Consider the following 25832-nt stretch of genomic DNA (forward strand, 5'->3'; position numbering starts at 1 on the left):
GAAAACGGACCAGCCGTGCGCTGATGGGGCGGCATTGTACAGGCAAAGCCTGAATGGGGTGAGGAAGCCGCATCTTCATACCCTTCGTGCTTTCGCCTACAGCCCGCCGGGCACAGGCAAAAGAAGGCGGCGAAGCCTGAACCCCGATTCATCCCGATGCGAAAATCATCAGGAAAACAAGGGTGAATGCGTGCGTGGTCACGCGACGACCATGGTCGATGCGCGATGCTGGCTTTGGATGGACGCAGCGACCCGATGCCCGAGACGCCTGCATCACACCCCATCGGCATCACCGGCCCTGCGTGACACACCCCCGCCGTCACGCCCAATGGCGGCACCCGCAGCAACTGACCTTTCAGCAGGTCCGCGACACGATCCCCGGCGTACTTCACGCCGGGGATTTTTGCGTCACTGCAGCGTGATCTTCTTGCGGTTGTCGGATGACACGCGGTCGATCAGCTTGTTGTAGGGGTCGAAGCCGGCTTCGTCCGGCAATGCATCCACCGTCACCGTGATCACCGGGTTGGCGGTGGTGATGTGCTGCCGCTGCAGGTAGAGCACGCGCTGGTCGCGGTCGGTGCCGGACTTGCCGTGCGCGAACACGCCGATCTCGATCCAGTCGTCCAGCTTGCCGGGAGTCTCCTTGCCCTGCCCGTCGGCGTAGCGCTTGTCGGCGTGCAGCCTGAGGGTGACGTCGTACTTGCCGTCGGCGCGCTTCTTCGCGGTCGCCTCCACCACGCGGTTGTCGTAGAAGCTGATCTTCTCGAACAGGTCGGTGATCAGCTGCTGCTGCGCCGGCTTCGCTTCCGCGCGCAGTTCTGCCAGGAAATCGAGCGTGGTCGGATACGGCGGCTTCGGGTACTTGTGCTTGTCAAGGAAGCGGCGGATAGCGCGGTTCAGCGCGTCCTCGCCCATTTCGTCGCGCAGCCGGTAGAACACCAGCGAACCCTTCTGGTAGTGGATGTACTGCTGGTTCTCCACGCGGTAGAGCGGCAGTTCCTCGTTGCGTTCGCTGCCGCGCGCGGCCAGGTAGCGGTCCAGCTCGTACTTCAGGAACTGGCGCATGTGCTGCCGCCCGTATTCCTTCTCCATCACCATCAGCGCGGAATACTGCGCCAGCGATTCCGAGAGCACGGTGGCGCCCTGCGAATCGGCGGCAATCACCTCATGCGCCCACCACTGGTGCGCGATCTCGTGGGCGGTGATGTAGAAGACGTAGTCCACCTCGTCCGGGTCGCGGATGTCGGCGATGAAGCCCACCGACTCCGAATAGGGAATCGTGTTGGCGAAGGCCTGCGCGAAGCTGGCATAGCCGGGGAACTCGATGATCCGCGCCTGCTTGTGCTGGTACGGCCCGAAATTGGCCTCGTAATAGGCCAGCGACTTCTTCACCGCATCGATCATCCGGTCCACGTTGTAGGCGTGGCGCGGGTCGTAATAGACCTCGATGGGGATGTCGCGGTACATGCCGCGCTTCACCTGCCAGCGCCCCGACAGATAGGCGTAGAAGTCCAGCATCGGCTGGTCCATCTCGTAGCTGAAGCAACGGCGGCCGTCCTTGCGGAATTCGCGCCTGAGATAGCCGGGCGCCAGCGCGACCTGGTCGGGCGCGGTGCAGATGGTGGTGGCGAAGTCGATCCAGTCGGCATTGTCGGTGACGTAGTTGCGTGCACGCGCCGACACATCCTCCAGCTTGGGCATGCGGCGCGGTTCGCCGAGGCCGCGCTTGCGACGTTCATTGCGGTCGCCCAATTCCCCACCCGGGTCGTAGCCGAACTGCGGATACAGCATGTTGTTGAAGAAGCTGCCGTTCTCCACCAATCGCGTCTGCGCGGTGCCGTTGGTGATGCCGCGCGGGTGGTAATCCACGCGGAAGCGCATCTCGCGCTGCTCGCCGGGCTGCATCGGCGTGTCGAGCTTGTAGATGCGGTAGCCGAGCGGCATGTCCTCCTTCGCCAGCACCTGCCCGCCGAAGTCGATCGAGGCGAGGTCGGGCAGGTCGTTCATCTGCACGTGGATCTCGCTGATCGGCACCGCATGCGGATTGACGATGCGCCAGCGGCCATCGGTCGTCATCGACTGCGTTTCCGGATGCAGGTCGACATCATTGCTGACGGCGAGCACCTTGGGCTGCGGCAGGCCTTCGTACTGCTTGTATTCGCGCTCGTAACGCGCCTGCAGGTCCAGGCGGTCATCGGGCGAACGGTAGTCGTTGAGCACGTTGGTGTTCCAGAACAGCCAGCCGCCGATGCCGGCGAACAGCGCGAACGCCGCCGCCGTGGCGAAACCGAGCGGCCCGCGCATGCGCTCACCTGCCGTGCGCACGCGCTCGTGCCAGCTGCCGCCCAGCCCGCGCACCCAGAAGGCGGCGGCCACCAGCACGATGGCGACGGTGAAGGCGAACCAGTAACCCTGGAAAGCCAGCTGGCCACGCAGGAAATGGCCGAAGCCGTTCATGTCCGACCACGGCGCGTTGGGCCAGCTGCCGAAGTTGTAGAGGTTGTGGCTGAGGTCGAGCGCGCCCATCGCCGCCTGCGCGATCAGCACCAGCACGATGACGCAGTAACCCGCGAACTTGTTGTTGGTGATGACCTGCGCGGCGAACGCCAGCCCGCCCATCAGCAGGAAGGGCACGCTGCCGGCGAGCAGGATCTTGAGCCACGTCAGCGGTTCCAGCGCGGTGTGGCCGTGGGCCAGCTGCACGCCCCAGCCGACAACCATGCCGATGGCCTGGAACAGCAGGATCACCGCCACCAGCGCCAGCAGCTTGGAGAGCATCGGCAGCCAGTTGGGCACCGGCATGGCGTCGGTGACGTCCTGCATATGCGCCTGGCGTTCCTTGAACACCAGTTCGCCGGCATAGAACAGCACCACGATGATCAGCAGGAAGCTGTAGCTGCCCTGCAGCAGCTCCGCCATCTGCGAGCTCACCGGGTGGATCGGCGTGCCGTACATCGACTGCATCGCCGTGCTGGAACCGATGAAGTTCACCAGCCCGAACAGCAGCATCACGATCAGCGGCACGCCCTTCATCACGCCCGACACATCGAATCGCAACTGCCGCCACAGCTGGCGCAGCGCGCTCGCGCCATCGAACACCGGCTGCACGCGCGGCAGCGGGCGCGGCGGCAGCGCGGCCATCGGCACGTGCGCGCGCTTGCGGGTGAACCAGCCCCGGCCACTGCCGCTGCGCTCGGTGCGGAACAGCGCGAACACCGCCGCCAGCAACATCGCGCTGATGCACAGCCACAGCACGCGGTTGCCCAGCAGGTAACCGGAGAGCGGCGGCAGCAGGCTGTTGCGCTCGCTGGACGACCAGTAGCGCACGGTGCGGCTCAGGGCGCGTGCGCCCAAGGGCTCGATCAGCGACACCAGCCAGGCGTTGTCGAGCTTGGCCGACAGCGTCTGCGACACGCCCCACAGCGTGATGAAACCGAGCACACCGATATAGACCCAGAGGATCGAACGCGTGGTCACCGCCAGCAGCGCGAGCAGCGCGCCGGTGAACAACAGGTTGGGCAGCACGATCACCGCCAGCGACCACAGGTAGGGCGCGATGGATTTCGCGCCCAGCTGCGCCGGGTCGATCCACGGCATGAACTGGGCGATGTACATCGCCAGCGCCATCAGCAGGTAGATGCCGAACGACGCCAGCAGCGCCGCCATCAGCCGGCCGGCCAGGTACTGGCGCGGCTTGACCGGGCTGGCGAAATACAGCTCGGCGGTGTTCTGCTCGAAATCGCGCAGCAACGCGCCGCTGACGAACATGGTGATCAGCAGCAGACCGACCAGCGTCATCACCACCGTCGCGGTCGCGACCACCGTCGGCGCGTTCTTGTGGATGTTGCCGATGCCGCCGCTCAGCATGATCGCCTCGCTCGACATCAGCGCGAAACCGAGCAGCGCGAACAGCCCGGCCACCAGCCAGAACAGCGGCGACTTCAGCTGCTCGCGCAGCTCGAAGCGGAAGATCTCGAAGATCATCGCGGCGTCCTCAGGCGGCCAGCTGCTGCTGGCGCAGCTTGAGGAAATAGACATCCTCCAGCCCCGGCGCCACCGGCTCGAAGCCTTCGTCCGGCCGGTCTTCGGCATACACGTGCACCACCGGCATGCCGGCCACCAGCCGCGTCGACAGCACATTGAAGCGGCCCTTGTGCGCGTCCAGCTGGGTCTTGTCGATGCGCTTCTTCCAGATGCGCTGGTTGAGCGCGTCGATGGCGTCGGCCGGGCGGCCGGTCAGCAGCACCTGCCCGCGATTCATGATGGCCATGGTCGGGCAGAGGTCGGTGACGTCCTCGACGATGTGGGTCGAGAGGATGACCGCGACGTTCTCGCCGATCTCCGCCAGCAGGTTGAGGAAGCGGTTGCGTTCCTCCGGGTCGAGGCCGGCGGTCGGTTCGTCCACGATCACCAGGCGCGGCGCACCGAGCAGCGCCTGCGCGATGCCGAAGCGCTGGCGCATGCCGCCGGAATAGGTACCGAGCTTGCGCTTGCGCGCCTCCCACAGGTTCACCTGCTGCAGCAGCGACTCCACCGTTTCGCGGCGCTCGCCGCGCGCGGTCAGGCCCTTGAGCACCGCGAAATGTTCCAGCAGGTCTTCGGCGCTGACCTTCGGGTACACGCCGAAATCCTGCGGCAGGTAGCCCAATTGCCGGCGCACCACCTCCTTGTCGCGCAGCATGTCGATGCTGCCGCCGTGACCGTCCTCCATCGCCGCGCTGCCGCTGTCGGGCGCCTGCAGCGTGGCCAGCGTGCGCATCAGCGAGGACTTGCCGGCGCCGTTGGGTCCCAGCAGGCCAAACATGCCGCGCGGGATGTCGAGGCTGATGCCGTCCAGCGCGCGCACGCCGTTGGCATAGGTCTTGGTGAGGTTGTCGAGCTTGATCATGGCGGTGCCCCGGGAGGATGCCGCCAAGCTAGCCGAGTCCGTTCAATGCGCGCCCGGGCCGGAAGTCACTGTGACCCGCGCTCAGCGGATGCGCCGGGGCTCCATCGCCGCCACGCTGCGCTCGATCATCTGCCGCAGCACGCCGGCATCCACATCCGACAGGCGCTTGATGTAGAGACAGGCCTTGCTGGTGGTGTGCTTGCCGACCTTCGACAACAGCGCGGCCTGCTGCTCGAAATCGGCCATGAGATACAGCACCAGCGCCTGCTTGCGCGGCGAGAAGCCGATCATCGGCCATTCGTAGGCGCTGCCATCGGCACGCGGCGCGAGGTAGCGGCCATAGCCGACGATCGCGCCCCACATCACCGCCGGCTCGCCGCTGGCTTCGCGCATCATCGCGTCGATCGCCTCGCAGTCCCTGCGTCGCGCGTCCGGCTGCCCGGCGAGGAAATCCGCGAGGGATTGCGATGTCGGCTTCGTCTTCGGCTCGGCCATCTCACACCTCCAGCGTCATGCCCGGACGCGCCAGCGCCGCCTGCACGCCGAAGCGTTCCTGCACCTCGCCGGCCAGCGCCTCGCGGGCGATGTCCTCGCCATGCACCAGCACCAGCGGCGGGCTGGGCGCGAAGCCGCCATACCACTCGAGCAGGCCGTTCTGGTCGGTGTGCGCGGACAGCCCGCCGACCGTGTGGCGCTGCGCGTTGACGCGATAGTCGCGACCGTGGATGCGGACCCACTTCGCGCCCTCCACCAGCCGCCGCCCGAGCGTGCCTTCGGCCTGGTAGCCGACGAAGACCACGTGCGCCTGGCGCCGCCCGAGGTTGTGCTTGAGGTGGTGGAGGATGCGGCCGCCGCTGGCCATGCCGTTGCCGGCGATGACGATCGCGCCGCCCTCGATGCGGTTGATCGCCATCGATTCCTCGGCCGACTCGGTGACGTGCAGATTGGGCAGGCGGAACGGGTTGGGCGTGCCGCGCCAGACCGCCTGCGCCTCGGCATCGAACAGGTCGTGGTGGCGGTCATAGACCTGCACCACCTTCGACGCCATCGGGCTGTCGATGAAGATCCGCCAGCGCGACATCTCCCACGCGTCCCAATGCCGCGCGAACCAGTACAGCAGCTCCTGCGTGCGCCCGACCGCGAACGCCGGGATCAGCACGTTGCCCTTTTCCCGCCAGGCCTCGTCGAGGATGCCGCCGAGCTCGCGGATGGTCTCGGCGCGGTCGCGGTGGTTGCGGTTGCCGTAGGTCGATTCCATCAGGACCAGGTCGGCGCGGCCGCCGCTTTCCGGGTCGCGCAGGATCGGCGTGCCCTTCGGCCCCAGGTCGCCGGAGAACACCAGCGTCCGGCCATCGGCATGCAGGTCGGTGATGCAGGAGCCGAGGATGTGGCCGGCATCGCGGTAGTGGATCTCCACGCCCGGCAGGATTTCCGTGCGCGCGTGGTAGGGCAGCGTGCGGACCTGCGCCAGCGTCGCCTCGACATCCTCGCGGGTGTAGAGCGGCTGCATCTCCGGCACGTTCGCGCCGCGCTTGCGGTTGAAGCGCTCGGCCTCGGATTCCTGCAGGGACGCGGAGTCCAGCAGCATGATCGGCAGCAGTTCGGCGGTGGCGGCCTGCGCCCAGATCGGCCCGCGGAAGCCGCGCTTGACCAGCAGCGGCACCCGGCCGATGTGGTCGATGTGCGCGTGCGAGATCACCAGTGCGTCCAGCGTGGCGGGGTCGAAGGGGAAATCAGCCTGGTTCAGCGCCTCGGCCTCGGGCGTGCCCTGGATCATCCCGCAGTCCAGCAGGACCTGCCGGCCGGCCGCCTCGATCAGATGCATGGAGCCGGTCACCATTCCCGCCGCGCCGTGGAAATGCACTCGCATTCGCTGTTTCCCGCCATCCGGACGATGCCCGGAACCCTAGCACGGGCCCCGCCGGGCATGACTTCCGACACCCCGAGCCGCCCCCGTCCGTGCGTAAAGTGCGGATTCGAGCGCCCGCGCCGCGGGCCGACCACTGGATTCCGCAATGCGCATGACCGCACTTCCCCGCCTCACCCTCGCGCTGGCCGTGGCCGCCGCGCTGACCGGCTGCCCGGAAAAGGACGCCGCAGGCACCCAAGCCGCCGCCACGACCGACGCGCAGCCCGCCGCCGACGCCGGCTACAAGATCGACGACAGCAAGCTGCCGCCGATGAACAGCTTCAAGGCCGCCGACATCGACACCGCCGGCAACGCCTGCACCGACTTCGGCAGCTACATCAACAAGAACTGGCTGGCCGCCAACCCGATCCCGGGCGACCGCACCAGCTGGGGCGCGTTCGAGATGCTCAACGAGCGCTCCATCGCCGTGCAGCACCAGCTGGCCGAGCAGGCCGCCGCCAAGACCGGCGCCACCGGCATCGACAAGCTGATCGGCGACATGTACGCCACCGGCATGGACCAGGCCAAGATCGACGCTCAGGGCATCAAGCCGCTGGAATCGCGCCTGGCCGACATCGACAAGCTGACCGACGCCGCCTCGATCGCCGAGTACCTGCGCCAGTCCTACGCCAAGGGCGAAGGCACGCTGTTCGGCTTCGGCCCGAACGCGGACTTCAAGGACTCCAACACCAACATCGCCTACGCCGCGCAGGGCGGCCTGGGCCTGCCCGACAAGGGCTACTACTTCGACGCCGACAAGAAGGCCAAGCTCGAGGCCTACCAGCAGCACGTCGCCAAGGTGCTGGAACTGTCCGGCACGCCGGCCGCCGATGCCGCCAGGCAGGCCGCCGACGTGGTGAAGTTCGAGACCCGCTTGGCCAAGGTGTCGAAGTCGAGCGAGGAGCTCTCGCGCGACGTCTCGCTGTACTACAACCCGGTCAGCGTGGCCGATGCCGACAAGCTGACGCCCAACTTCCCGTGGTCGAAGTTCTTCGAATCGCAGGGCCTGGCCCAGCCGGCGATGTTCTCGCTGGCCATCCCGGCCTTCCACGAGGAAGTGTCGAAGATGATCGCCGACGTCCCCGCCGACCAGTGGAAGAGCTACCTGCGCTTCCATACCGTCGATGGCGCCGCACCCTACCTGTCCGATGCCTTCGTGCAGGAGAACTTCAACTTCTACGGCAAGGCGATGCGTGGCCAGAAGGAGATCAAGGACCGCTGGAAGCGCGTGCTCGGCACCATCGAGGACCAGGCCGGCGAAGCGTTCGGCCAGATGTACGTCAAGGTCGCCTTCCCGGCCGAGTCCAAGGCGCGCATGGAACAGCTGGTGAAGAACCTGCACGAGGCCTTCGCCGCGCGCATCGACAACCTGAGCTGGATGTCGGCCGAGACCAAGGCCAAGGCGCAGGAGAAGCTGAAGACCTTCACGCCGAAGATCGGCTACCCGGACAAGTGGCGTGACTGGGCCGGCCTGTCCACCAGCCGCGACAGCTACATCGGCAACGTACTGGCCGCCAACGAATTCAACTACAAGTGGAACCTGTCGAAGATCGGCAAGCCGGTCGACCGCACCGAGTGGGGCATGAGCCCGCAGACGGTCAACGCCTACTACAACCCGCAGATGAACGAGATCGTCTTCCCGGCCGCGATCCTGCAGCCGCCGTTCTTCGACGGCAAGGCGGATGACGCGGTGAACTACGGCGGCATCGGCGCGGTGATCGGGCACGAGATGACCCACGGCTTCGACGACCAGGGCAGCCGCTTCGGGCCCAACGGCAACTTCGAGAACTGGTGGACCGAGGCCGACGCCAACGGCTTCAAGGCGCTCACCAACAAGCTGGTGCAGCAGTTCGACCAGTACGAGGCCGCACCGGGCAAGCACGTCAACGGCAAACTGACCCTGGGCGAGAACATCGCCGACCTGGGTGGCCTGGCCATCGCCTACGACGCCTACCAGCGCGCGCTGGGCGGCAAGGTGCCGAGCGCGATCGACAGCCTGTCCGGCGACCAGCGCTTCTTCGCCAACTGGGCCACGGTGTGGCGCCGCAACTTCACCCCGGACGAACTGTCCGTGCGCCTGACCACCGACCCGCACGCCCCGGCCAACTTCCGCGCCATCGGCGCGCCGAGCAACATGCCGGCGTTCGCCAAGGCCTGGAACTGCAAGACCGGCGATGCCATGGTCCGTGACGGCGACAAGCAGGTGCTGATCTGGTAACCGTTTCACCCGTGTCACCACAAAGCCCGGCCCCGCGCCGGGCTTTGTTTTTGGGGGAATGGGGAGGCGGCTTCGTTCATCCACCTGCATGAGGCGATGACCCCGGCTTGTTAGACTCCCGTGCATCCCCACGCCGGAATGCACGATGTCCCGAGCCACGCCGCTTGCCCTCGCCCTGCTGGTCGCCCTTGCCGCCACCGCAACCGCCCCCGACGCCTTGGCCGCCAAGAAGAAGGCGGCAGCGAAGAAGACCAAGGCCCCGGCCGTCAGCGCCGACTGCAGCGACTTCTACGCCGCCAGCAACAAGGCATGGCTGGCCGCCAACCCGGCCCCGGCGGGCATCAGCGGCATCAGCGCGCTCGGCCAGCTCAACGCCCGCGCCGAACAGCAGCAGCGCGACCTGCTGGACGCCGCCATGCAGGCGCCGCAGAACAACGTGCAGAAACTCCTCGGCGACTTCTGGGCCAGCGGTCTGGACGAGGCCGCGGTGGAAGCCGACGCCGCCAACCCCATCGCGCCGCTGCTGACCCGCATCAACGGCATCCGTCGCGCCAAGGACGTGCCGGCCGCGATCGCCGCGCTGCACCAGGTCGGCATCCCGGTGGCGTTCAACTTCGGCGCCGACATCGACCTCAACGACCTCAACCGCCACATCGGCTACTTCAGCCAGGGCGGCACCGCACTGCCGGATCCGGCCTTCTACACCCGCCAGGACGCCGACAACGTGGTGGTGATGTCGCGCTACCGCAACTACATCGGCAAGATCCTCACCCTGACCGGCACCCCGGCCAACAAGCTGGCGGCGGAAACCCAATCCGTGCTGGACATGGAAGGCCGCATCGCCCAGGCCTCGCGCCCGCTGGCGTCGCTGCGTGATCCGCGCGGCAACTACGCGCCGGTGCCGGTGGCCGAGCTCAAGAAGCAGTACCGCAACCTGCAGCTGGCCGAATTCCTGCAGGCGCAGGGCGTAACCGACGACGTGGTCTCGATCGCCAACCCGCAGCTGTTCCAGCAGCTCGACGCGCTGATCGGCGGGGTCAAGGCCGACGAGTGGAAGACCTACCTGCGCTACGAGACCGGCGTGGCGATGGCGCCCTACCTGTCGAAGAGTTTCCGCGACGCCGACTTCGAGTTCCGTGGCCAGGTGCTGCGCGGGCTGCAGGCGCCGCAGCCGCGCTGGAAGCAGACGCTCGACGCGATCAACCTGGCCGCCGGCCCGATGCTCGGCCGCGAATACGCCGCGCGCTACCTGCCCGCCGCCAACCGCGCCCGCGCCGAATCGGTCGCCAGCGAGATCCGCGACGCGCTGGCCGCCGGCATCGACGCCAACACGTGGATGAGCCCGGCCGCCAAGACCGAGGCCAAGGCCAAGCTGGCCAGGACCCGCATCGAAGTCGGCACACCCAAGCGCGACCTCGACTACACCATCCAGCCGATGGGCCGTGGCAGCTTCGGCAGCAACATGCTGATCGCCTCCACCTGGCGCCACCGCGAGGAGATGCGCCGGATCGGCCGCAACAATGCTGAGCGCCGCTGGGACGTCCTGCCGCAGCAGCCGGCATTGGCCTACGACCTGGCCCAGAACCGCCTGATCGTCACCGCCGCCGTGCTGCAGGCGCCGGTGCTGGACATGGCCCGCGACAGCGCCGCGCATTACGGCAGCTACGGCGCGCTGGTCGGCCACGAACTCACCCATGCCGTTGATGCGCGCGGCCGCATGGTCGATGCCGCCGGCAACCTGCGCGACTGGTGGACGCCGGGCGATGTCGCCGCCTGGGAAGGCCTGCTGGCCCGCACCGGCAGCCAGTTCGACGGCCTGCCCTACCCGATGCTCAGCGGCGTCAAGGTCAACGGCCGGCTGGTCCGCGACCAGGCACTGGGCGATTTCTCCGGCCTGCAGCTGGCCGAGAACGCCCTGCTCAAGGCCCAGTCCGCCGCCAGCGACAGCAGCCGCAAAGCCCTCTACGAAGGCTGGTCAAACCTGTGGGCGCAGCAGTTGAATGCCGAGGCCGCGACCTTCCTGTCCACCACCGCCAGCCAGCCGCCGGGCCAGTGGCGCGCCAATGCCGCGCTGGCCAACCAGCCCGGCTTTGCCACCACCTACAAGTGCAAGGTGCCGGGCCCGATGGCCACGCCGGAAGCCAACCGCATCCGCGTCTGGTAACCGCGCCGACATGCGGCAAAGAAAAAGCGCGTCCACCGGGCGCGCTTTTTTGTTGGGGATGATGTCGCCGCTCAGACGCTGCGCAGGTGCCGCTTGCGCCCGCCACCGCCACCGCCGCCACCGAACGGCGGTTGCCCGCGCCAGTAACGGATCATCAGCCAGCCGGTGAGCATCCCGCCCAGGTGGGCGAAGTGGGCGATGTCGGGCATCGCGCCGGTGGCGCCGGCAAACAGCGCGAACACGCCGATCAGCACCACCGCGATCCGCGCCGGGATGAAGAACGGGATCGGGAAGATCATCACCTTCTGCTGCGGGAACAGCAGCCCGTAGCCCAGCACCAGCCCGAGCACGCCACCGGAAGCACCGACCGTCGGGTAGGCGCCGGCGCCATTGCCCACCATCCAGCTGCCCACCGCCAACTGGCACAGCCCGGCCCCGACGATGCAGGCCAGGTAGAACTGCAGGAAACGGCGCGGGCCCCAGACATGCTCCAGCGGCGCGCCGAACATGAAGAGCACCAGCATGTTGAAGAACAGGTGGAAGAAGCCGCCGTGCATGAAGCCGTAACTCAGCAGCTGCCAGGGCAGGAACGACATGGCGCCGGCATCGCCGAGCGGCCAGAGCATGAACGGAGCGGTGGCCGCCTCGCCTAGCGCCCACTGCAGCAGGAATACGGCGACGTTGGCGATCAGCAGGCCGCGGGTGACGGGGGGAAGTCGGTTGAACATGCGGGCTCCGGGGGATGCGCCATGATAGCCACCCCACCCTGTCCACCGGCATGACGGCCGTGTTCCGGCTCAGTCCGGCGGGCCCCAGACCAGGGTATCGAGGTCGGCCGCCGGGCGTTGCCCGCGCACCCTGCCGCCTTCCACGATCACGCCTTCGGCACGCAGGCGCTGCACCTGTTCGTCGTGTTCGGGCGAGCCCATCGGGAACGCGATGCGGCCATCGCTGCGCAACACGCGATGCCAGGGCAGCTTCGCGTCCTCGTTGCCCGACAACACCTTCGCCGCGAGCCGGGCCCGTCCGGGCAGTCCCGCCCGGCGTGCCACTTCGCCATACCCCGCCACCTGCCCACGCGGGATCGCCCGCACGGCACGCAAAATGGCATCGCGATGGCGCTCGGCCGGCGTCTTCATCGCCCGACCATTACCGGCGGGCGGCTCAGGCCCAGCCCATCGCCTCGATGATGCGGAACAGCACGTAGCCCACGCCGCCGGCCGCCGGGATGGTCAATATCCATGCCCAGATGATGCGCTCGATCACGGTGATCTTGAGCGCGCGCGGGTTCTTGGCGAAGCCCACGCCCATGATCGCGGTGGAGATGCTGTGGGTGGTCGAGACCGGCATGCCCAGCTGCGCGGCGACCACCAGGATGGTGGCGGAAGCACTTTCGGCGGCGAAACCGTCGATCGGCTGCAGCTTGACCAGCTTGTGGCCCATGGTCTTGATGATGCGCCAGCCGCCGGTCGCGGTGCCTGCCGCCATGACCAGCGCGCAGGTGGCGATGATCCAGCTGTCGATGTCGTCCTTGCCGCCGCCCGGATGCAGGAAGGCCAGCCACGCCGGCAGATCGTTCAGCGTGCCGGCCTGCTGCGCGCCGAACAGCGCCAGCGCGATGATGCCCATCGTCTTCTGCGCATCCTGCTTGCCATGCGCGAAGCCCATGTAGGCCGCCGATACGATCTGCGCCTTGCCGAAGAACGCGTTCACCCAGCGTGGTCGCGCCAGCCGGCGCAACGGCCCGCCCGCCCGCGTCATTCCGGCGATGATCAGGTACAGCAAGGTGAGGATGAGGACGCCCAGGGTGAACCCCGCGATCGGCGAGGACACCATCGGCACCACCACCTTCCAGAGCAGGCCCTTGTTGTGGGTCCAGCCGCCTTCCCCGGTCTGCGACCAGACCAGCGCGGCCCAGTCGTTGTGCGAGGCCGACAGCGCCGCGCCGCACAGCCCGCCGATCAGCGCGTGCGACGACGACGACGGCAGCCCGAACCACCAGGTGATCAGGTTCCAGACGATCGCGCCGGTCAGCGCGCACAGGATCACCTGCGAGGTGACGTTGACCACCTCCATGTCGACCAGCCCGCTGGCGATGGTCTTGGCCACCGCGGTGCCGGCGAAGGCGCCGACCAGGTTCATCGCCGCCGCCAGCATCACCGCCTGGCCGGGGCTCAGCACCTTGGTCGCGACCACGGTGGCGATGGAGTTGGCCGTGTCGTGGAAGCCGTTGATGAACTCGAAGACCAGCGCGGTGATGATCACCAGCAGGACAAGGGTGAGCATGTCCGGCTCCCGTCAGCTGTTCTTGAGGACGATCTGGTAGGCCACCACGCCCGCCTCGCGGCAGCGGTCGATGGCCTTTTCCAGGATCTCGAAGAACTCCTTCAGCAGGAACATGTCGGCCGCGTCCATCCGCCCCGAATAGATCTCGCGGTGCAGCTCAAGGATCAGCCGGTCGGCTTCCATCTCGATCGAGCGCAGGCGCTCGTTGAGCTTGCTCATCGGTTCCAGGCGCATGTGGCGCAGCTCGTGGACCATCTCCACCACCACGCCGGCCGCCTGTTCCAGCATCGCCGCGCGCGGCGCGAAGTCGATGTCGAGGAGGCGGTGCTTGGCCAGCTCGAAACGGTCGGCGAAGCGCTCGACCTGCTTGGGAATCTTGTACAGCGCGCTGCCCAGCGACTCGATGTCCTCGCGCTCGATCGGGGTGATGAAGCTGTCCACCAGCGCCTGGCTGATCTTGTCGGAGGCGATGCGCTCGCGCTGGCGGGCCAGCTTGAAGGCGTCGAGCGCGTGGAAGCTTTCCGGCGCCTTCAACATCTCGTACAGCGCCTTGGTGCTGTCGTGCGCGGCCACCGCGGCCTCGTCCAGCAACTCGAAGAACTGCTTGCCGGAACCGAAGATCGTTTGCAGAGAAAACATGTGTGTGGCCCGTTGGGACGCCCCGTCGCGTCCGCCTATTATGACGAAACGATGACAGGTGAGCAGCCCGTCAATCGGCGCGGGGACCGGCTGCTATGATCCCCCACGACTTTCCGCCGACGCTTATGGACGACGACCCCAAGCCCGCGCGTGCCTTCCGGCCGCGCACGCCCCCCCTGCCCGGCGCGAGGCTCCCATGCTTGAACTGGTGATCGTCGTCGCGCTGATCGTGCTGAACGGGTTCTTCGCCATGTCCGAAATGGCGCTGATGACCTCGCGCAAGCTGCGCCTGAAGCAGATGTCCGAGACCTCGCGCGGGGCCGCCAAGGCGCTGGCGCTGGCCGAGCATCCGGACAACCTGCTGTCGACCGTGCAGGTCGGCATCACCCTCATCGGCATCCTGACCGGCGTGTTCGGCGGCGAGGCCATCGGCCAGCAGATCGCCGCCTGGCTGTCCGGCACCTGGCCCGAGGCACGGCAGTACGCCCGCCCGATCGGCCTGGGCACCGCGGTCACCCTGATCACCGCCGGCCAGGTGATTTTCGGCGAACTCATCCCCAAGCGGCTGGCGATCACCAACCCGGAGAAGATCGCCAGCTCCGTCGCCATCGTGCTGGACGCGCTGGCCACCGCCGCCAAGCCGGTGGTGTTCACGCTGGGCGCGATCAACCGCGGCGTGCTGCGCCTGCTCGGGATCAAGGACGACGCCCGCAACGCCATCACCGAAGAGGAAATCCAGCTGCTGGTGAGCGAGAGCCACGAGCAGGGCGTGATCGACGACGACGAACGCAACATGATGAATCGCGTCATGCGCCTGGGCGACCGCGATGCGGAAAGCCTGATGACGCCGCGCACCCGCATCACCTGGCTGGATGCCGAGGCGGATTTCGAAGACAACCTGGCGACGATGCGCGCCACGCCGTTCTCGCGCTATCCCGTCTATCGCGGCAACGACCAGAACGTGCTGGGCGTGCTGGAAGTGAAATCGCTGCTGCACGACCTGGACCAGACCCGCCTCGACCTGTTCCGCGAGTTGCGCGAGGCGGTCTTCGTCTCCGAATCCACCCATGCGATGAAGCTGCTGGAGATCTTCCGCGAGGAGCAGCAATCGCTGGCGCTGGTGGTGGACGAATACGGCGACATCACCGGCATGGTCACCATCAACGACGTGATGGGCGCGGTGCTGGGCCGGCTGCAGACCAGCGAACACCCGGACATGGAACCGGCCGTGGTGGTGCGCGACGACGGCTCGCTACTGGTCGACGGCAGCCTGCCGGTGGACGACCTACGTGAACTCATCGGCAGCGCGCGCCTGCCCGACGAGGACGAGCACGACTACCACACCGCCGCCGGCATGCTGATCGCGCAGTTCGGGCGCATCCCGCACGTCGGCGAGCATTTCGAATGGGCGGGATGGCGGATCGAGGTGGTGGACCTGGACGGTCCGCGCATCGACAAGCTGCTGCTGTCGCGGCTGGATGCCGGAACCGCCATCGATGAGTAAAACGGAGCGCGGACTCGGCACCCGCGCCCTGCTCGACCAGCTGGCCGAGGGTGATCCCGGCGACGTCCTGCAACTCGGCAAGCTGTTGGACGGCCTCGGCGCGCGCGCGTTCGGCGTGCTGCTCTTCCTCGCCATCCCGCCGTCGTTCTTTCCCGGCGTGGCCGCGGTGATCGGCAGCCCGGTGATTGTGCTGGTCGGCCTGCACCTGCTGCTGCGTCGCAGGCAGGTCTGGCTGCCGGACTTCCTGGCGCGTCGCGGCCCGCATCGCGAACTCATCATCCGATTCGACCGCCGGTTCGCGCCGTGGCTGGCGAAGCTCGAACGCTTTGTCCGGCCGCGTTGGCCCGCCCTGCTCGACCACCCGCTGGCCGGCATCTACACCGGCTTGCTGCTGGTGCTGCTCGGCATCCTGCTGGCGCTGCCGATCCCCTTCACCAACGTGGTGTTCGCGCTGCTGCTGTTGCTGGTGTCGCTGGGCCTGCTGGAACGCGACGGCCGATTGATGTTGGTCGCATGGATCACCGGCAGCATCGCGGTGCTGGTGTTCGGCATCCTGTCGGGGGAACTGGCGGCGCGTGCCGCGTGGTGGATCGACCGCTTCGTGTTCTGAGCCGCCGGCTCAGGCGAGCAGCTTCATCATGTCTTCGTGGCTCATCGGCTTGCCGAACAGATAGCCCTGGCCGAGGTCGCAGCCGGTATCGCGCAGCAATTCGTACTGGCCGGGCTCCTCGATGCCCTCGGCGATGGCGATGATGCCGAGCGACTGCGCCATCCCGATGATCGCGCGGGTGAGCGCACGGTCTTCGGCGTCATGGAGGATGTCGGAGACGAAGGTGCGGTCGATCTTGACGCCGTCCACCGGCAGCCGGCGCAGGTGGCTCAGGCCGGAGAAGCCGGTGCCGAAATCATCCAGCCACAGCTTGACGCCGGCATCCCGCAGGCGACGCATCAGGCCGCCGCTGTCGATGGCATCGTCCAGCACCACGGTTTCGGTCAGCTCCAGATGTAGGCCTTCGGGCGCGAGGCCGGTGGACTTCAGGATCTCCGCCACCTGCTCAGGCAGCCAGGCATCGCGCAACTGGCGCACCGACAGGTTGACCGAAACGAACAAGCCGTTGTGGCGCGGCGACGACGCCCGCCACTTCACCGCATCCGCGCAGGCCTGGCGGATGACATGCGGGCCGAGCTGCTCGATCAGCCCGGACTCTTCCGCCACCGCGATGAACACCGACGGCGCGACCACGCCGTATTCCGGGTGCTGCCAGCGCAGCAGCGCCTCGGCACCGACGATGCGCTGGTTGCTCATCCGGTACACCGGCTGGTAGGACAGCACCAATTCGCCCCGGTCCCAGGCGTGGCGCAGCTCCTGCTCCATCCGCACGCGCCGTTCCACCACCTGCTCCATGCTCGGATGGTAGAAGCGGTAGCAATGCTTGCCGGCGGTCTTGGCCTGGTACATGGCGATGTCGCCGTTCTTGATCAGCGTAACCGCGCTGGCGGCATCGCTCGGGAACACGGTGATGCCGATCGAGGCGCCGAGGAAGGCGCGCTCCTCGTCGCCGAGCGGGATCGGCTGGGCGAGCTCCATCACCAGCGCCTGTGCCAGCCGCGCCGCGCTATTGGACACCGCACGCACGCCGGCTTCGCGCGATTCGATCAGGATGACGAACTCGTCGCCGCCGAAGCGCGAGACCTCGGCGTTGCGCAGGTCGGCCGCCTCCACCACGCGACGGATGCGCCCGGCCACTTCGATCAGCACGCGGTCGCCACTCTCGTGGCCGAGCGTGTCGTTGACGCGCTTGAAGTCGTCGAGGTCGATGAACAGCAGGGCCAGCGCGCCATCGCCATCCAGCGTGGCCAGCCGCTCGTCCAGCCGTTCCCCGAACTCGCGCCGGTTCGGCAGCTGGGTCAGTTCGTCGGTATTGGCGATCTCTCGGATCTCGCTGTCGTGCATGCGTACGCTGCGGCTCATCCGGGCGAAAGCGCGTTCGAGCTCGCCCACTTCGTCGGCACGATGCGAATCGCCCACCTGCACGTCGTAGTTGCCGGCCTCGATCTGCTGCGCATGGCGCGCCATGCGCAGGATGGGCCGCACGAAGCGGCGCTCGACCACCAGCGCGCTGATGCCGGCGAGCCCCAGCATCGCCGCCACCAGCAGGTAGATGGGGAGGCGGTTGCGGTTGGCCACCTGGTCAACATTGCGGTTGAGCTCGCCGATGCTGCGCGCCTCGGCCTGGCGCGCCGAAGCCAGCGAATAACCGATGCGCACCCCGCCCAGCCGCTGGCCGCCCAGCAGGATCGGCGCCGACACTTCCAGCACGTTCGGGGTCGCCTGGGTCAGGGTGTCGGCGGCGGCCACGGCCTTCGCCGCCAGCGGGTCCTGCATCGGCTGGCCGTAGGTGGGGATCTCGCCGGTGCCATCGTGGAGTACGCGACCGTTGGCGTCATAGACCAGCACGTATTCCACGTCCGGCTCGCGCTTGGCGGCGTTGGCGACCTCGCCGATGCCTTCCAGGTCGAAGTAGTAGACCGGGTTGGTCAGCTCATCGCGTAGTTGCACGATGCGGCTCTGCGCGCGGTTGGTGATGCGCTCCTGGATCACCTGCTGCAGCGCGGTCCGGCTGAAGTCGGTGACCTCGGCGTGGATCTGGGCCTGGCGCTGCATCAGCAGCATCACCATCCAGGTGGTGGTCGCGAGCAGCAGGGCCAGCACCACCAGCAGCTGCGCCTGCAGGCCGAACCGCGGCAGCCGCATCACTCCACCTCCCGCCGCACCCGGGTCACCGCCGTATCGATGTAGTCGAGCTGGCGTTGCGCCTTGGCATCGATCGGGGCGAAGCCGGTGGTGCCGAAGAACGCCGCCAACGCCTTGGCCGCCTTCGGGTCATGCTGGGCATCGAGCAGCACCTGCTTCAGGCGTGCCCGCACTTCCGGCTTCATCTTGGCGCTGACCAGTTCCAGTGCGCGCGGAAAATCCGCGCTCACGTGCAGCTCGCGCAGCTGGTCGCGGTAGGCCTTGGGCATCCGCGCGGGGTCGTTCCAGTCCAGGTCGCTGACAACGCCGGCATCGACCAGCCCCTTGACCACCCAGGTCGCGATGTTGCGTTCGGTGCGCGCGAAGACGTAGCCGACGCGCCCGTCGTCCGGGCGGTCCATCGGCGAGATCTGGATCTCCAGCTTCAGCCCGCGCGAAAGCAGCTCGTAGGCCGGCACGAAATAGGCGCTGGTCGAGCCCGGGTTCTGGAAGGCGATGCTGCCGCCTCGCAGGTCCCCGATCCGCTGGATCGGGCTGTCGCGGCGCACGAACAGCAGGCTGGCATAGCGCTGCACGCCGCTGCGACCGGTCAGCAGCATCGGCACGGCGCCGGCGCGCTGGCGCAGCAGGATGCCGCTGGCCGCGGTCTCGGTCACCCAGTCGACCCGGCCGCTGCGCAGGTAGCTGGCCATCTGGCGGTCATCCTTGGCCATGAGGATGCGGCCATGGTTGATGCCCACGTCCTTCATCCGCGGCACCACGTAATCAAGCAGCGGCTTGAGCTGGTCGTAGTGCGACTTGGGATCGTCGCTGATGCGGCCGAGGACCAGCGTGTCGCCATCCGCGCGGGCCAGCGATGGCAGCAGGCACAGCAGCAGGCACAGCGCGGGGGCGCGTAGCAAAGCGGGCACGGGCGTCTTCGGGCGGCCAGACAGGGGTTGCCGGCAGACTAACCGAAAAGCCTTGGACAGGCGTGTCAAACGGCTTCCTCAGCCTTCACCGGCCAGACGGGCCATGCGCTGGGCGTCGGCCAGCACCCCGCGCATCAGCCGGACCTCGCGCGCGTTCATGTCGGCGCGCAGGAAGATGCGGCGCAGTTTGCGCAACGCCGATTCGGGCGTGCGGCCCTTGTGGAAGTCGATGGCATCCAGCGTCTCGCCGAGCTGGGCGAAGAAGCCTTCCAGCTCGGCGTGCGAGGCCGGTGGCTCTGCATCCTCATCCCCACCCTGCTTTGAGGCGGGCGGCGCCCCGGCGGCGAGCAGCGCGACCCGGGTTTCGTAGGCCAGCACCTGCACCGCCGCGGCCAGGTTCAAGGAGCTGAAGTCCGGATCGGAGGGGATGTGCACGGCGGCGTGGCAGAGCTGCAGCTCGTGGTTGTCCAGGCCGGTGCGTTCGCGCCCGAACACCAGCGCGACATCGGCGCCGGCAGCGGCGGCCTCGACGGCCCGGGCGGCGGCGGCACGCGGGGCGTGCTCTTCCAGCGCGATGCGGCGGCTGCGCGCGGTGCAGCCCAGCACCAGCCGGCAGTCGGCGACGGCCTCCTCCAGCGTGGCGAAGACCGGCGCGTCAAAGACCAGCGCCTCGGCGCCGGCCGCCATCGAGACGGTGGTGAGGTCGGGCTGCTTTTCCGGCGCGACCAGCACCATCCGGGTCAGGCCCATTGTCCGCATGGCGCGGGCGGCGGAGCCCAGATTGCCGGGATGCTGGGTCCCGACCAGGACGATGCGGATGCGGTCGGCGGCGGAATCGGTCTGGGTCATCCGCGAATGTTAAACTGCCGCCCCGGTTTCGAGGCCGGGCCTCGTTCTTTGCTCAATTCAGGCGGCTCCCATGCAGAAACCTGCAGTCACCCTCATGGTCAAGGCGGCGCGTGCCGCCGGCAACGTGCTCCTGCGCAACCTCAGCCGCCTGGACGCCCTCAACGTGGTCGAGAAGGGCCGCCAGGACTACGCCAGCGAAGTCGACGCGCAGGCCGAGGAAGCCGCCACCAAGGAGCTCCGCCGCGCCGCGCCCGACTACGCCATCCTCGGCGAGGAAGGCGGGCTCAAGGGCAAGGGCCGCAGCGTCTGGGTCATCGATCCGCTCGACGGCACCAGCAACTACCTGCGCGGCCTGCCCCACTGGTGTGTGTCCATCGCGCTGGTCGAGAACGGCGAGCCGGTCCACGGCGTCATCTTCGACCCGCTGCGCAACGAGCTGTTCACCGCCAGCAAGGGCTACGGCGCGGTGCTCAACGACAAGCGCATCCGCGTTTCCGAACGCCGCACGCTGGAAGGCGCGCTGATCGGCACCGGCTTCCACCCGCGCGAACGCGAACGCATCGGTGCCCAGCTGGAATGCACCCGCCAGCTGCTGACCCAGGCCGAGGACATCCGCCGCGCCGGTTCCGCCGCGCTCGACCTGGCCTACGTCGCCAGCGGTCGCCTGGATGCCTATTTCGAGGCGGGCGTGAAGCCGTGGGACATCGCCGCCGGCGTGCTTCTGGTGCGCGAGGCCGGCGGCAAGGTCAGCGACCAGAAGGGCGCGCCGACCGGTCCGGTGGATGCGCGCGGCGTTGACAGCCGCTGCCTGCTCGCCGGCAACGTGCGCATCGCCGAAGCGCTGCAGAAGGTGGTGGCCGACAGCGGCTACGCGGCGAGCTTCCGCGGCTGAGGCCGAAGCCGCATCGCCCTCCATGCACAGGCCCGCATCATGCGGGCCTTTTTGTTGCGGCGTAATTTTTGCGATGTGGTTTGTCGCGATGTGGCAACCGGGTCGTTCCGCCACGGATCGCCTGTCCGCAAGCGCCCGCTTCGATATCGCGCCCAATGAAAAGGCCCGCATATGCGGGCCTTTTCTTGCGTGCCGATGGTGCGGCTTAGGGACGACGCGCCAACGCCGCGTCGTCGCGCGACTTCGGCATCAGGTCCTGCTTGGTGACCTTGAGCGGGCCGACCGTCAGCAGGTTGCAGGCCACGAAGATCGACGACAGCGTGCCGATCACGATGCCCATCATCTGCGACACGGCCATGCCTTCCAGCGAGCCGCCGCCGTACATGTAGAGCGCGACGCCGGTCAGGAAAGCCACGAACGAGGTGATGACCGTGCGCGACAGCGTCTGGTTGACCGAGGCGTTGAGGATGGTCAGCGGGTCGGCGCGCATGGTGCGGAAATTCTCGCGCACGCGGTCGAAGACCACGATGGTGTCGTTGATCGAGAAGCCCATCACCGTCAGCAGGCCGGCCATCAGCGTCAGGTCGAATTCGCGCTGGGTGAGCGCGAAGAAACCGGCCACCACCAGCACGTCGTGCAAGGTACAGATGATCGCCGCCACGGCGAACTTCCACTCGAAGCGGAAGGCGATGTAGGCCATGAAGCCGATGATCACGAAGGCCATCGCCATCGCCGCGTTCTTCGCCAGATCACGGCCCACCTGGGCACTGATCACCGAGCTGCTGCGGACTTCCGCCGTGTTGCCCGTGGTCGAGGCGGCCTTGGCGATCTGCTGCGCGATGCCGGCGGCCGCCGATTCACCGCCCGCCGCCTGCGCGCCGAACGCGCCGGTCTTCTCGGCGTGCGCGCCGTTGTCCTGCAGGCGCACCAGCATGTCGGTACCGGCGCCATAGGTCTGCACCTGCGCGCTTTCGAAGCCCGCCGCGGCCAGCCGCTCGCGGACCGCGTCCACGCCCGGCGCCTGCTGGAAGTGCAGCTCGACGCCCACGCCGCCGGTGAAGTCCAGCGCGTAGTTGAAGCCCTTGGTGGCGATCGCGCCGATCGCGACCAGCGCCAGCACCACCGACAGCATGATCGCCGGCCAGCGCAGGCGCATGAAGTCGATCTTGGTGTCGTTCGGAATCAGGTGGAGGGGAAACAGTTTCATGCGTGGATTCCGTCAGATGGCCAGCGTCTTGAGCTTCTTGCGGCGGCCGTAGATCAACGTGGCCAGGGCGCGCGACACCGTCACCGCGGTGAAGACCGAGGTCAGGATGCCGATGACCATCGTCAGCGCGAAGCCCTTGAGCGGGCCGGTGCCGAAGGCGTACAGCGCGATGCCGGCGAGTAGCGCGGTCATGTTGGCGTCGAAGATGGTGCCCGAGGCGCGGTCGTAGCCGGTCGCGATCGCCGCCTTGGGTGGCATGCCGGCGCGCAACTCCTCGCGTATGCGTTCGTTGATGAGCACGTTGGCGTCCACCGACATCGCCACGGTCAGCGCCAGACCGGCGAAGCCCGGCAAGGTCATGGTCGCGCCGAACAGCGACAGCACCGCCACCACCATCAGCAGGTTCATCAGCAGCGCGAGGCAGGTGATCAAGCCGAACATGCGGTAGTAGATGAGGAAGAACGCCAGGGTGAACAGGAACGAGAACAGGACCGCCTTGGTGCCGCGCTCCACGTTCTCCTTGCCGAGGCTCGGGCCGACCGTGCGCTGGTCGGCGAAGAACATCGGCGCGGCCAGCGCGCCCGACTTCAACTGCTTGGCCAGGCTCTGCGCTTCTTCCTGCGACAGGCCGGTGGTGTGGAACTGGTTGCCGAACACGCCCTGGATGGTCGAGGCGCTGATCACGCGTTCGTCGACGCGCGAGGACTGCACTTCCCTGCCATCGACCATGGTCACGGTCGGGATGCGCTCGATGTACACCACGCCGAGGCGCTGGCCGACATGGCCGATGGTGTGGTCGAGCATGCGCTTGCCGCCCGCGGCGTTGAGCGTGATGCTCACGTCCGGAGATCCGGACTGCGCGTCCATGCCGGGCACCGCCGACAGCAGCTGGTCACCCGAGACCAGCACGCGCTTGGAGAGCAGGATCGGCTGGCCGTCCTGCTTGGTGTAGATGCGCGAGTCCGGCGGCACCTGGCCGCTCGCCTTGGCGGCGGCGGCGGCGGCTTCGTCGCCGGTGACGGCGCGGAATTCCAGCGTCGCGGTGGCGCCGATCTGGCGCTTGGCTTCCGCCGTGTCCTGCAGGCCGGGCAGCTGGATCACCAGGCGGTCGGCGCCCTGGCGCTGCAGCACCGGCTCGGCCACGCCCAGCGCGTTGATGCGCTCGGCGATGACGGTGCGGTTCTGGTCGACGGCATCGACCGCGATCTTGTTGATGTCCGCTTCGGACAGGCGCGCGACCAGCAGGCCGTTCTCGGTCGACCATGTGAAGCCGGGGCCGCCCGCGCCGGGGTTGCCGAGGCCCTTCACCAGCGCCGCCTGCGCGGCGTCAGTGGAACTGCCGGGCTGCATCGCCACGGCCACGCTGTGGTCGGCGCGCACATCCACCGAGCGGTAGTTCAGGCGTGCATCGCGCAGGATGCCGCGCATGTTCTCGGCATAGGCATCCATGCGCTTCTGGATCGCCGCGCCCTGGTCCACCTGCATCAGGAAGTGGATGCCGCCCTGCAGGTCGAGGCCGAGCGACATCGGCTTGGCGCCGATGCTTTCCAGCCACTTCGGCACGGTCGGCAGCAGGTTCAGCGCCACCGAGTAGTCCTGCCCCAGCGTCTCGCGCAGGGCGTCCTGCAGCTGGGTCTGCTGGTCGGGCGAGTTCAGCCGCACCATGACGGTGTCGTCCTTCGCCATCTCGACCGCCTTCGGCTTGAGGCCGGCCTTGGCGATGCCCTGCTCCACCTCCTGCCGCAGGGTGATGCCGGTGGCGGCGCCGCGGTTGGCGGTCACCTGGACCGAGGGGTCCTTCGGGTAGAGGTTGGGCAGCGAGTAGATGGTGCTGACCAGCAGCACCAGCACGATGACGGCGTATTTCCAGCGCGGAAACTCAAGCATGTCGATCACCCGCGCGACCCGTCGCGGGCCGCGCGCTAGGAGTGGAAAGGATCAGGAGGCCTTCAGCGAGCCCTTCGGCAGCACGTTGCCGATGGCCGACTTCTGCACGCGGACGCGGACGTTGTCGGCGATCTCGACGGTGACGAAGTTGTCGCCGATGTCGGTGACCACGCCGGCCAGGCCGCCGTTGGTGAGGATCTCGTCGCCCTTGTTGAGCGCTTCGAGCATCGAACGGTGCTCCTTGGCGCGCTTCATCTGCGGACGGATCATCAGGAAGTACATCACCGCGATCAGGATCAGCGGCATCAGCATCATCCCCAGGCCGCCCTGCGGCTGCGCGGCGGGGGCAGCCTGCGCGTAGGCGGCGGGAATCAGGAAATCGAGCAGGTTCATCGGGTCATCCGGTCAAAATCAACGGGGAATTATGCCATGCGGCCTCTTGGGCCGATTTGCAAGGGCCCGTGGGCGATTCACGCCGGCGGCGGCAGCCCGCGGGCGGCGTAGAAGGCGGCGCGGAAGTCGGCGAAGCGCCCGTCGGCGATGGCTTCGCGCATCCCGGCCATCAGGCGCTGGTAGTGGCGCAGGTTGTGCAGCGTGCCGAGCATCGGCGCCAGCATCTCGTTGCAGCGGTCGAGGTGGCGGATGTAGCTGCGGCTGAAACCGTTGGCGCAGGCGTAGCAGTCGCAGCCTTCCTCGATCACGCCCAGGTCGTGCTCGTACTTGCTGTTGCGGATGCGCACGGTGCCGGTCGCGGTGAAGAAGTGGCCGTTGCGCGCGTTGCGGGTCGGCATGACGCAATCGAACATGTCGACGCCACGGGCCACGGCTTCCACCAGGTCTTCCGGCCGGCCGACGCCCATCAGGTAGCGCGGGTGGTCTTCGGGCAGCTGCGGCGCGGTGTGGTCGAGCATGGCGTTGCGCTCGGCCTCGGTCTCGCCGACCGCCAGCCCGCCGATGGCGTAGCCGTCGAAGCCGATCGCCTTCAGTCCTTCGGCCGATTCGCTGCGCAGGTCATGGTGCACGCCGCCCTGCACGATGCCGAACAGCGCGGCGTCGTTGCCTTCGTGGGCGCGCTTGCTGCGCTCGGCCCAGCGCAGGCTGAGTTGCATGGAGCGTTCGATGACGCGCTTGTCGACCGGCGCGCCATCGACATGCACCGGTGGGCACTCGTCGAAGATCATGACGATGTCGCTGCCCAGCACTTTCTGGATGTGCATGGATTCCTCGGGGCCGAGGAAGACCTTGCTGCCGTCGGTGGGCGCGGCGAAGGTGACGCCGGCTTCGGTGATCTTGCGGCGGTGCGCCAGCGAGAACACCTGGAAGCCGCCGGAGTCGGTGAGGATCGGGCCGTTCCACTTGCCGAAACCGTGCAGGCCGCCGTGGGCTTCGATGACGTCCAGCCCGGGGCGCAGGTAGAGGTGGAAGGTGTTGCCGAGGATGATTTCGGCGCCGAGGTCGCGGACCTGTTCGGGGAAGATGCCCTTGACCGAGCCATAGGTGCCGACCGGCATGAAGGCCGGTGTTTCCACGGTGCCGCGCGGAAAGGTCAGCAGGCCACGGCGGGCGGCGCCATCGGTGGCGAGGAGTTGGAAGGACATGCGGCTCATGGGTTTGCTCCGGACAGGCCGGCCCTGCCGCCGGGGCAATGCGCCTTCGCGTCGCGAGCGAACGTCCTGTTCGACGCGCCGGGCAGGGATTCGCCACATCGGGCGACGCCTGAAGC

General features: G+C 67.8%; 20 protein-coding genes. 5 read left to right on the forward strand and 15 right to left on the reverse strand.

Annotated features, from left to right (window positions below):
- Positions 1-408 precede the first annotated feature (408 nt).
- The 4 genes from DCD74_RS06555 to DCD74_RS06570 form a co-directional block, all read right to left on the reverse strand.
- Positions 409-3984: a M1 family aminopeptidase gene (locus tag DCD74_RS06555; RefSeq protein WP_112926611.1), complete on the reverse strand. Its 3576-nt coding sequence runs from the start codon at positions 3982-3984 to the stop codon at positions 409-411.
- 10 nt (positions 3985-3994) lie between these two features.
- A complete protein-coding gene (locus tag DCD74_RS06560; protein WP_112926612.1) occupies positions 3995-4888 on the reverse strand; it encodes an ABC transporter ATP-binding protein in 894 nt (297 codons plus the stop codon).
- A gap of 81 nt (positions 4889-4969) precedes the next feature.
- Positions 4970-5383, reverse strand: a complete 414-nt coding sequence (locus DCD74_RS06565) for a DUF1801 domain-containing protein (RefSeq protein ID WP_112926613.1) — start codon at positions 5381-5383, stop codon at positions 4970-4972.
- Position 5384: 1 nt separating this feature from the next.
- Positions 5385-6758: an MBL fold metallo-hydrolase RNA specificity domain-containing protein gene (locus DCD74_RS06570; RefSeq protein WP_112926614.1), complete on the reverse strand. Its 1374-nt coding sequence runs from the start codon at positions 6756-6758 to the stop codon at positions 5385-5387.
- Positions 6759-6909: 151 nt separating this feature from the next.
- Here DCD74_RS06570 and DCD74_RS06575 point away from each other — a divergent pair, with 151 nt between their 5' ends.
- Together DCD74_RS06575 and DCD74_RS06580 are read left to right on the forward strand one after the other, a co-directional pair.
- Positions 6910-9015: a M13 family metallopeptidase gene (locus tag DCD74_RS06575; RefSeq protein ID WP_112927707.1), complete on the forward strand. Its 2106-nt coding sequence runs from the start codon at positions 6910-6912 to the stop codon at positions 9013-9015.
- A 145-nt stretch (positions 9016-9160) separates the two neighbouring features.
- Positions 9161-11179 carry a M13-type metalloendopeptidase gene (locus tag DCD74_RS06580; protein ID WP_112926615.1) on the forward strand — a complete coding sequence of 673 codons (2019 nt, stop codon included), beginning with the start codon at positions 9161-9163 and terminating at the stop codon, positions 11177-11179.
- Between the two features lie 71 nt (positions 11180-11250).
- Here the strand turns inward: DCD74_RS06580 and DCD74_RS06585 are convergent, their stop codons facing one another.
- The 4 genes from DCD74_RS06585 to DCD74_RS06600 all read right to left on the reverse strand — a co-directional run bounded on the left by DCD74_RS06585 (position 11251) and on the right by DCD74_RS06600 (position 14104).
- On the reverse strand, positions 11251-11907 hold the full coding sequence (locus DCD74_RS06585; protein ID WP_112926616.1) for a rhomboid family intramembrane serine protease: 657 nt from the start codon (positions 11905-11907) through the stop codon (positions 11251-11253).
- A gap of 69 nt (positions 11908-11976) precedes the next feature.
- Positions 11977-12318, reverse strand: a complete 342-nt coding sequence (locus DCD74_RS06590) for an MGMT family protein (protein WP_112926617.1) — start codon at positions 12316-12318, stop codon at positions 11977-11979.
- Between the two features lie 25 nt (positions 12319-12343).
- Positions 12344-13465, reverse strand: coding sequence for an inorganic phosphate transporter (locus DCD74_RS06595; protein WP_112926618.1), 1122 nt, complete (start codon positions 13463-13465; stop codon positions 12344-12346).
- Between the two features lie 12 nt (positions 13466-13477).
- On the reverse strand, positions 13478-14104 hold the full coding sequence (locus DCD74_RS06600; RefSeq protein ID WP_112926619.1) for a DUF47 domain-containing protein: 627 nt from the start codon (positions 14102-14104) through the stop codon (positions 13478-13480).
- A 196-nt stretch (positions 14105-14300) separates the two neighbouring features.
- On the opposite strand from DCD74_RS06600, the gene DCD74_RS06605 reads away from it, so the two are divergent.
- On the forward strand, positions 14301-15608 hold the full coding sequence (locus DCD74_RS06605) for a hemolysin family protein (RefSeq protein WP_112926620.1): 1308 nt from the start codon (positions 14301-14303) through the stop codon (positions 15606-15608).
- On the forward strand, positions 15601-16218 hold the full coding sequence (locus tag DCD74_RS06610; RefSeq protein ID WP_112926621.1) for an exopolysaccharide biosynthesis protein: 618 nt from the start codon (positions 15601-15603) through the stop codon (positions 16216-16218). Before DCD74_RS06605 ends, DCD74_RS06610 begins: the two co-directional genes overlap by 8 nt.
- Before the next feature lie 9 nt (positions 16219-16227).
- Here the strand turns inward: DCD74_RS06610 and DCD74_RS06615 are convergent, their stop codons facing one another.
- The 3 genes from DCD74_RS06615 to DCD74_RS06625 form a co-directional block, all read right to left on the reverse strand.
- A complete protein-coding gene (locus tag DCD74_RS06615; RefSeq protein WP_112927708.1) occupies positions 16228-18363 on the reverse strand; it encodes a putative bifunctional diguanylate cyclase/phosphodiesterase in 2136 nt (711 codons plus the stop codon).
- Positions 18363-19274 (reverse strand): phosphate/phosphite/phosphonate ABC transporter substrate-binding protein, encoded by a 912-nt coding sequence (locus tag DCD74_RS06620; RefSeq protein WP_237049550.1) that lies wholly within the window; start codon positions 19272-19274, stop codon positions 18363-18365. Before DCD74_RS06620 ends, DCD74_RS06615 begins: the two co-directional genes overlap by 1 nt.
- 78 nt (positions 19275-19352) lie before the next feature.
- On the reverse strand, positions 19353-20123 hold the full coding sequence (locus DCD74_RS06625; RefSeq protein ID WP_112926622.1) for an RNA methyltransferase: 771 nt from the start codon (positions 20121-20123) through the stop codon (positions 19353-19355).
- Positions 20124-20193: 70 nt separating this feature from the next.
- Between DCD74_RS06625 and DCD74_RS06630 the strand changes: the two genes are divergently transcribed.
- Entirely contained in the window at positions 20194-21015 is an 822-nt protein-coding gene (locus DCD74_RS06630) for an inositol monophosphatase family protein (RefSeq protein WP_112926623.1), read from the forward strand.
- 205 nt (positions 21016-21220) lie between these two features.
- On the opposite strand, the gene secF is transcribed toward DCD74_RS06630, so the two are convergent.
- The 4 genes from secF to tgt form a co-directional block, all read right to left on the reverse strand.
- Positions 21221-22222 carry a protein translocase subunit SecF gene (gene secF, locus DCD74_RS06635; RefSeq protein ID WP_112926624.1) on the reverse strand — a complete coding sequence of 334 codons (1002 nt, stop codon included), beginning with the start codon at positions 22220-22222 and terminating at the stop codon, positions 21221-21223.
- 12 nt (positions 22223-22234) lie between these two features.
- On the reverse strand, positions 22235-24109 hold the full coding sequence (gene secD, locus DCD74_RS06640) for a protein translocase subunit SecD (protein WP_112927710.1): 1875 nt from the start codon (positions 24107-24109) through the stop codon (positions 22235-22237).
- 51 nt (positions 24110-24160) lie between these two features.
- Entirely contained in the window at positions 24161-24502 is a 342-nt protein-coding gene (gene yajC / locus DCD74_RS06645; protein ID WP_112926625.1) for a preprotein translocase subunit YajC, read from the reverse strand.
- A 77-nt stretch (positions 24503-24579) separates the two neighbouring features.
- The gene (gene tgt, locus DCD74_RS06650) at positions 24580-25716 is read right to left on the reverse strand and encodes a tRNA guanosine(34) transglycosylase Tgt (protein ID WP_112926626.1); all 1137 of its coding nucleotides are present in this window, start codon (positions 25714-25716) and stop codon (positions 24580-24582) included.
- Positions 25717-25832 lie beyond the last annotated feature (116 nt).

Origin of the sequence: Lysobacter oculi (assembly GCF_003293695.1) — a bacterium.
GTDB classification, from domain to species: Bacteria; Pseudomonadota; Gammaproteobacteria; order Xanthomonadales; family Xanthomonadaceae; genus Solilutibacter; species Solilutibacter oculi.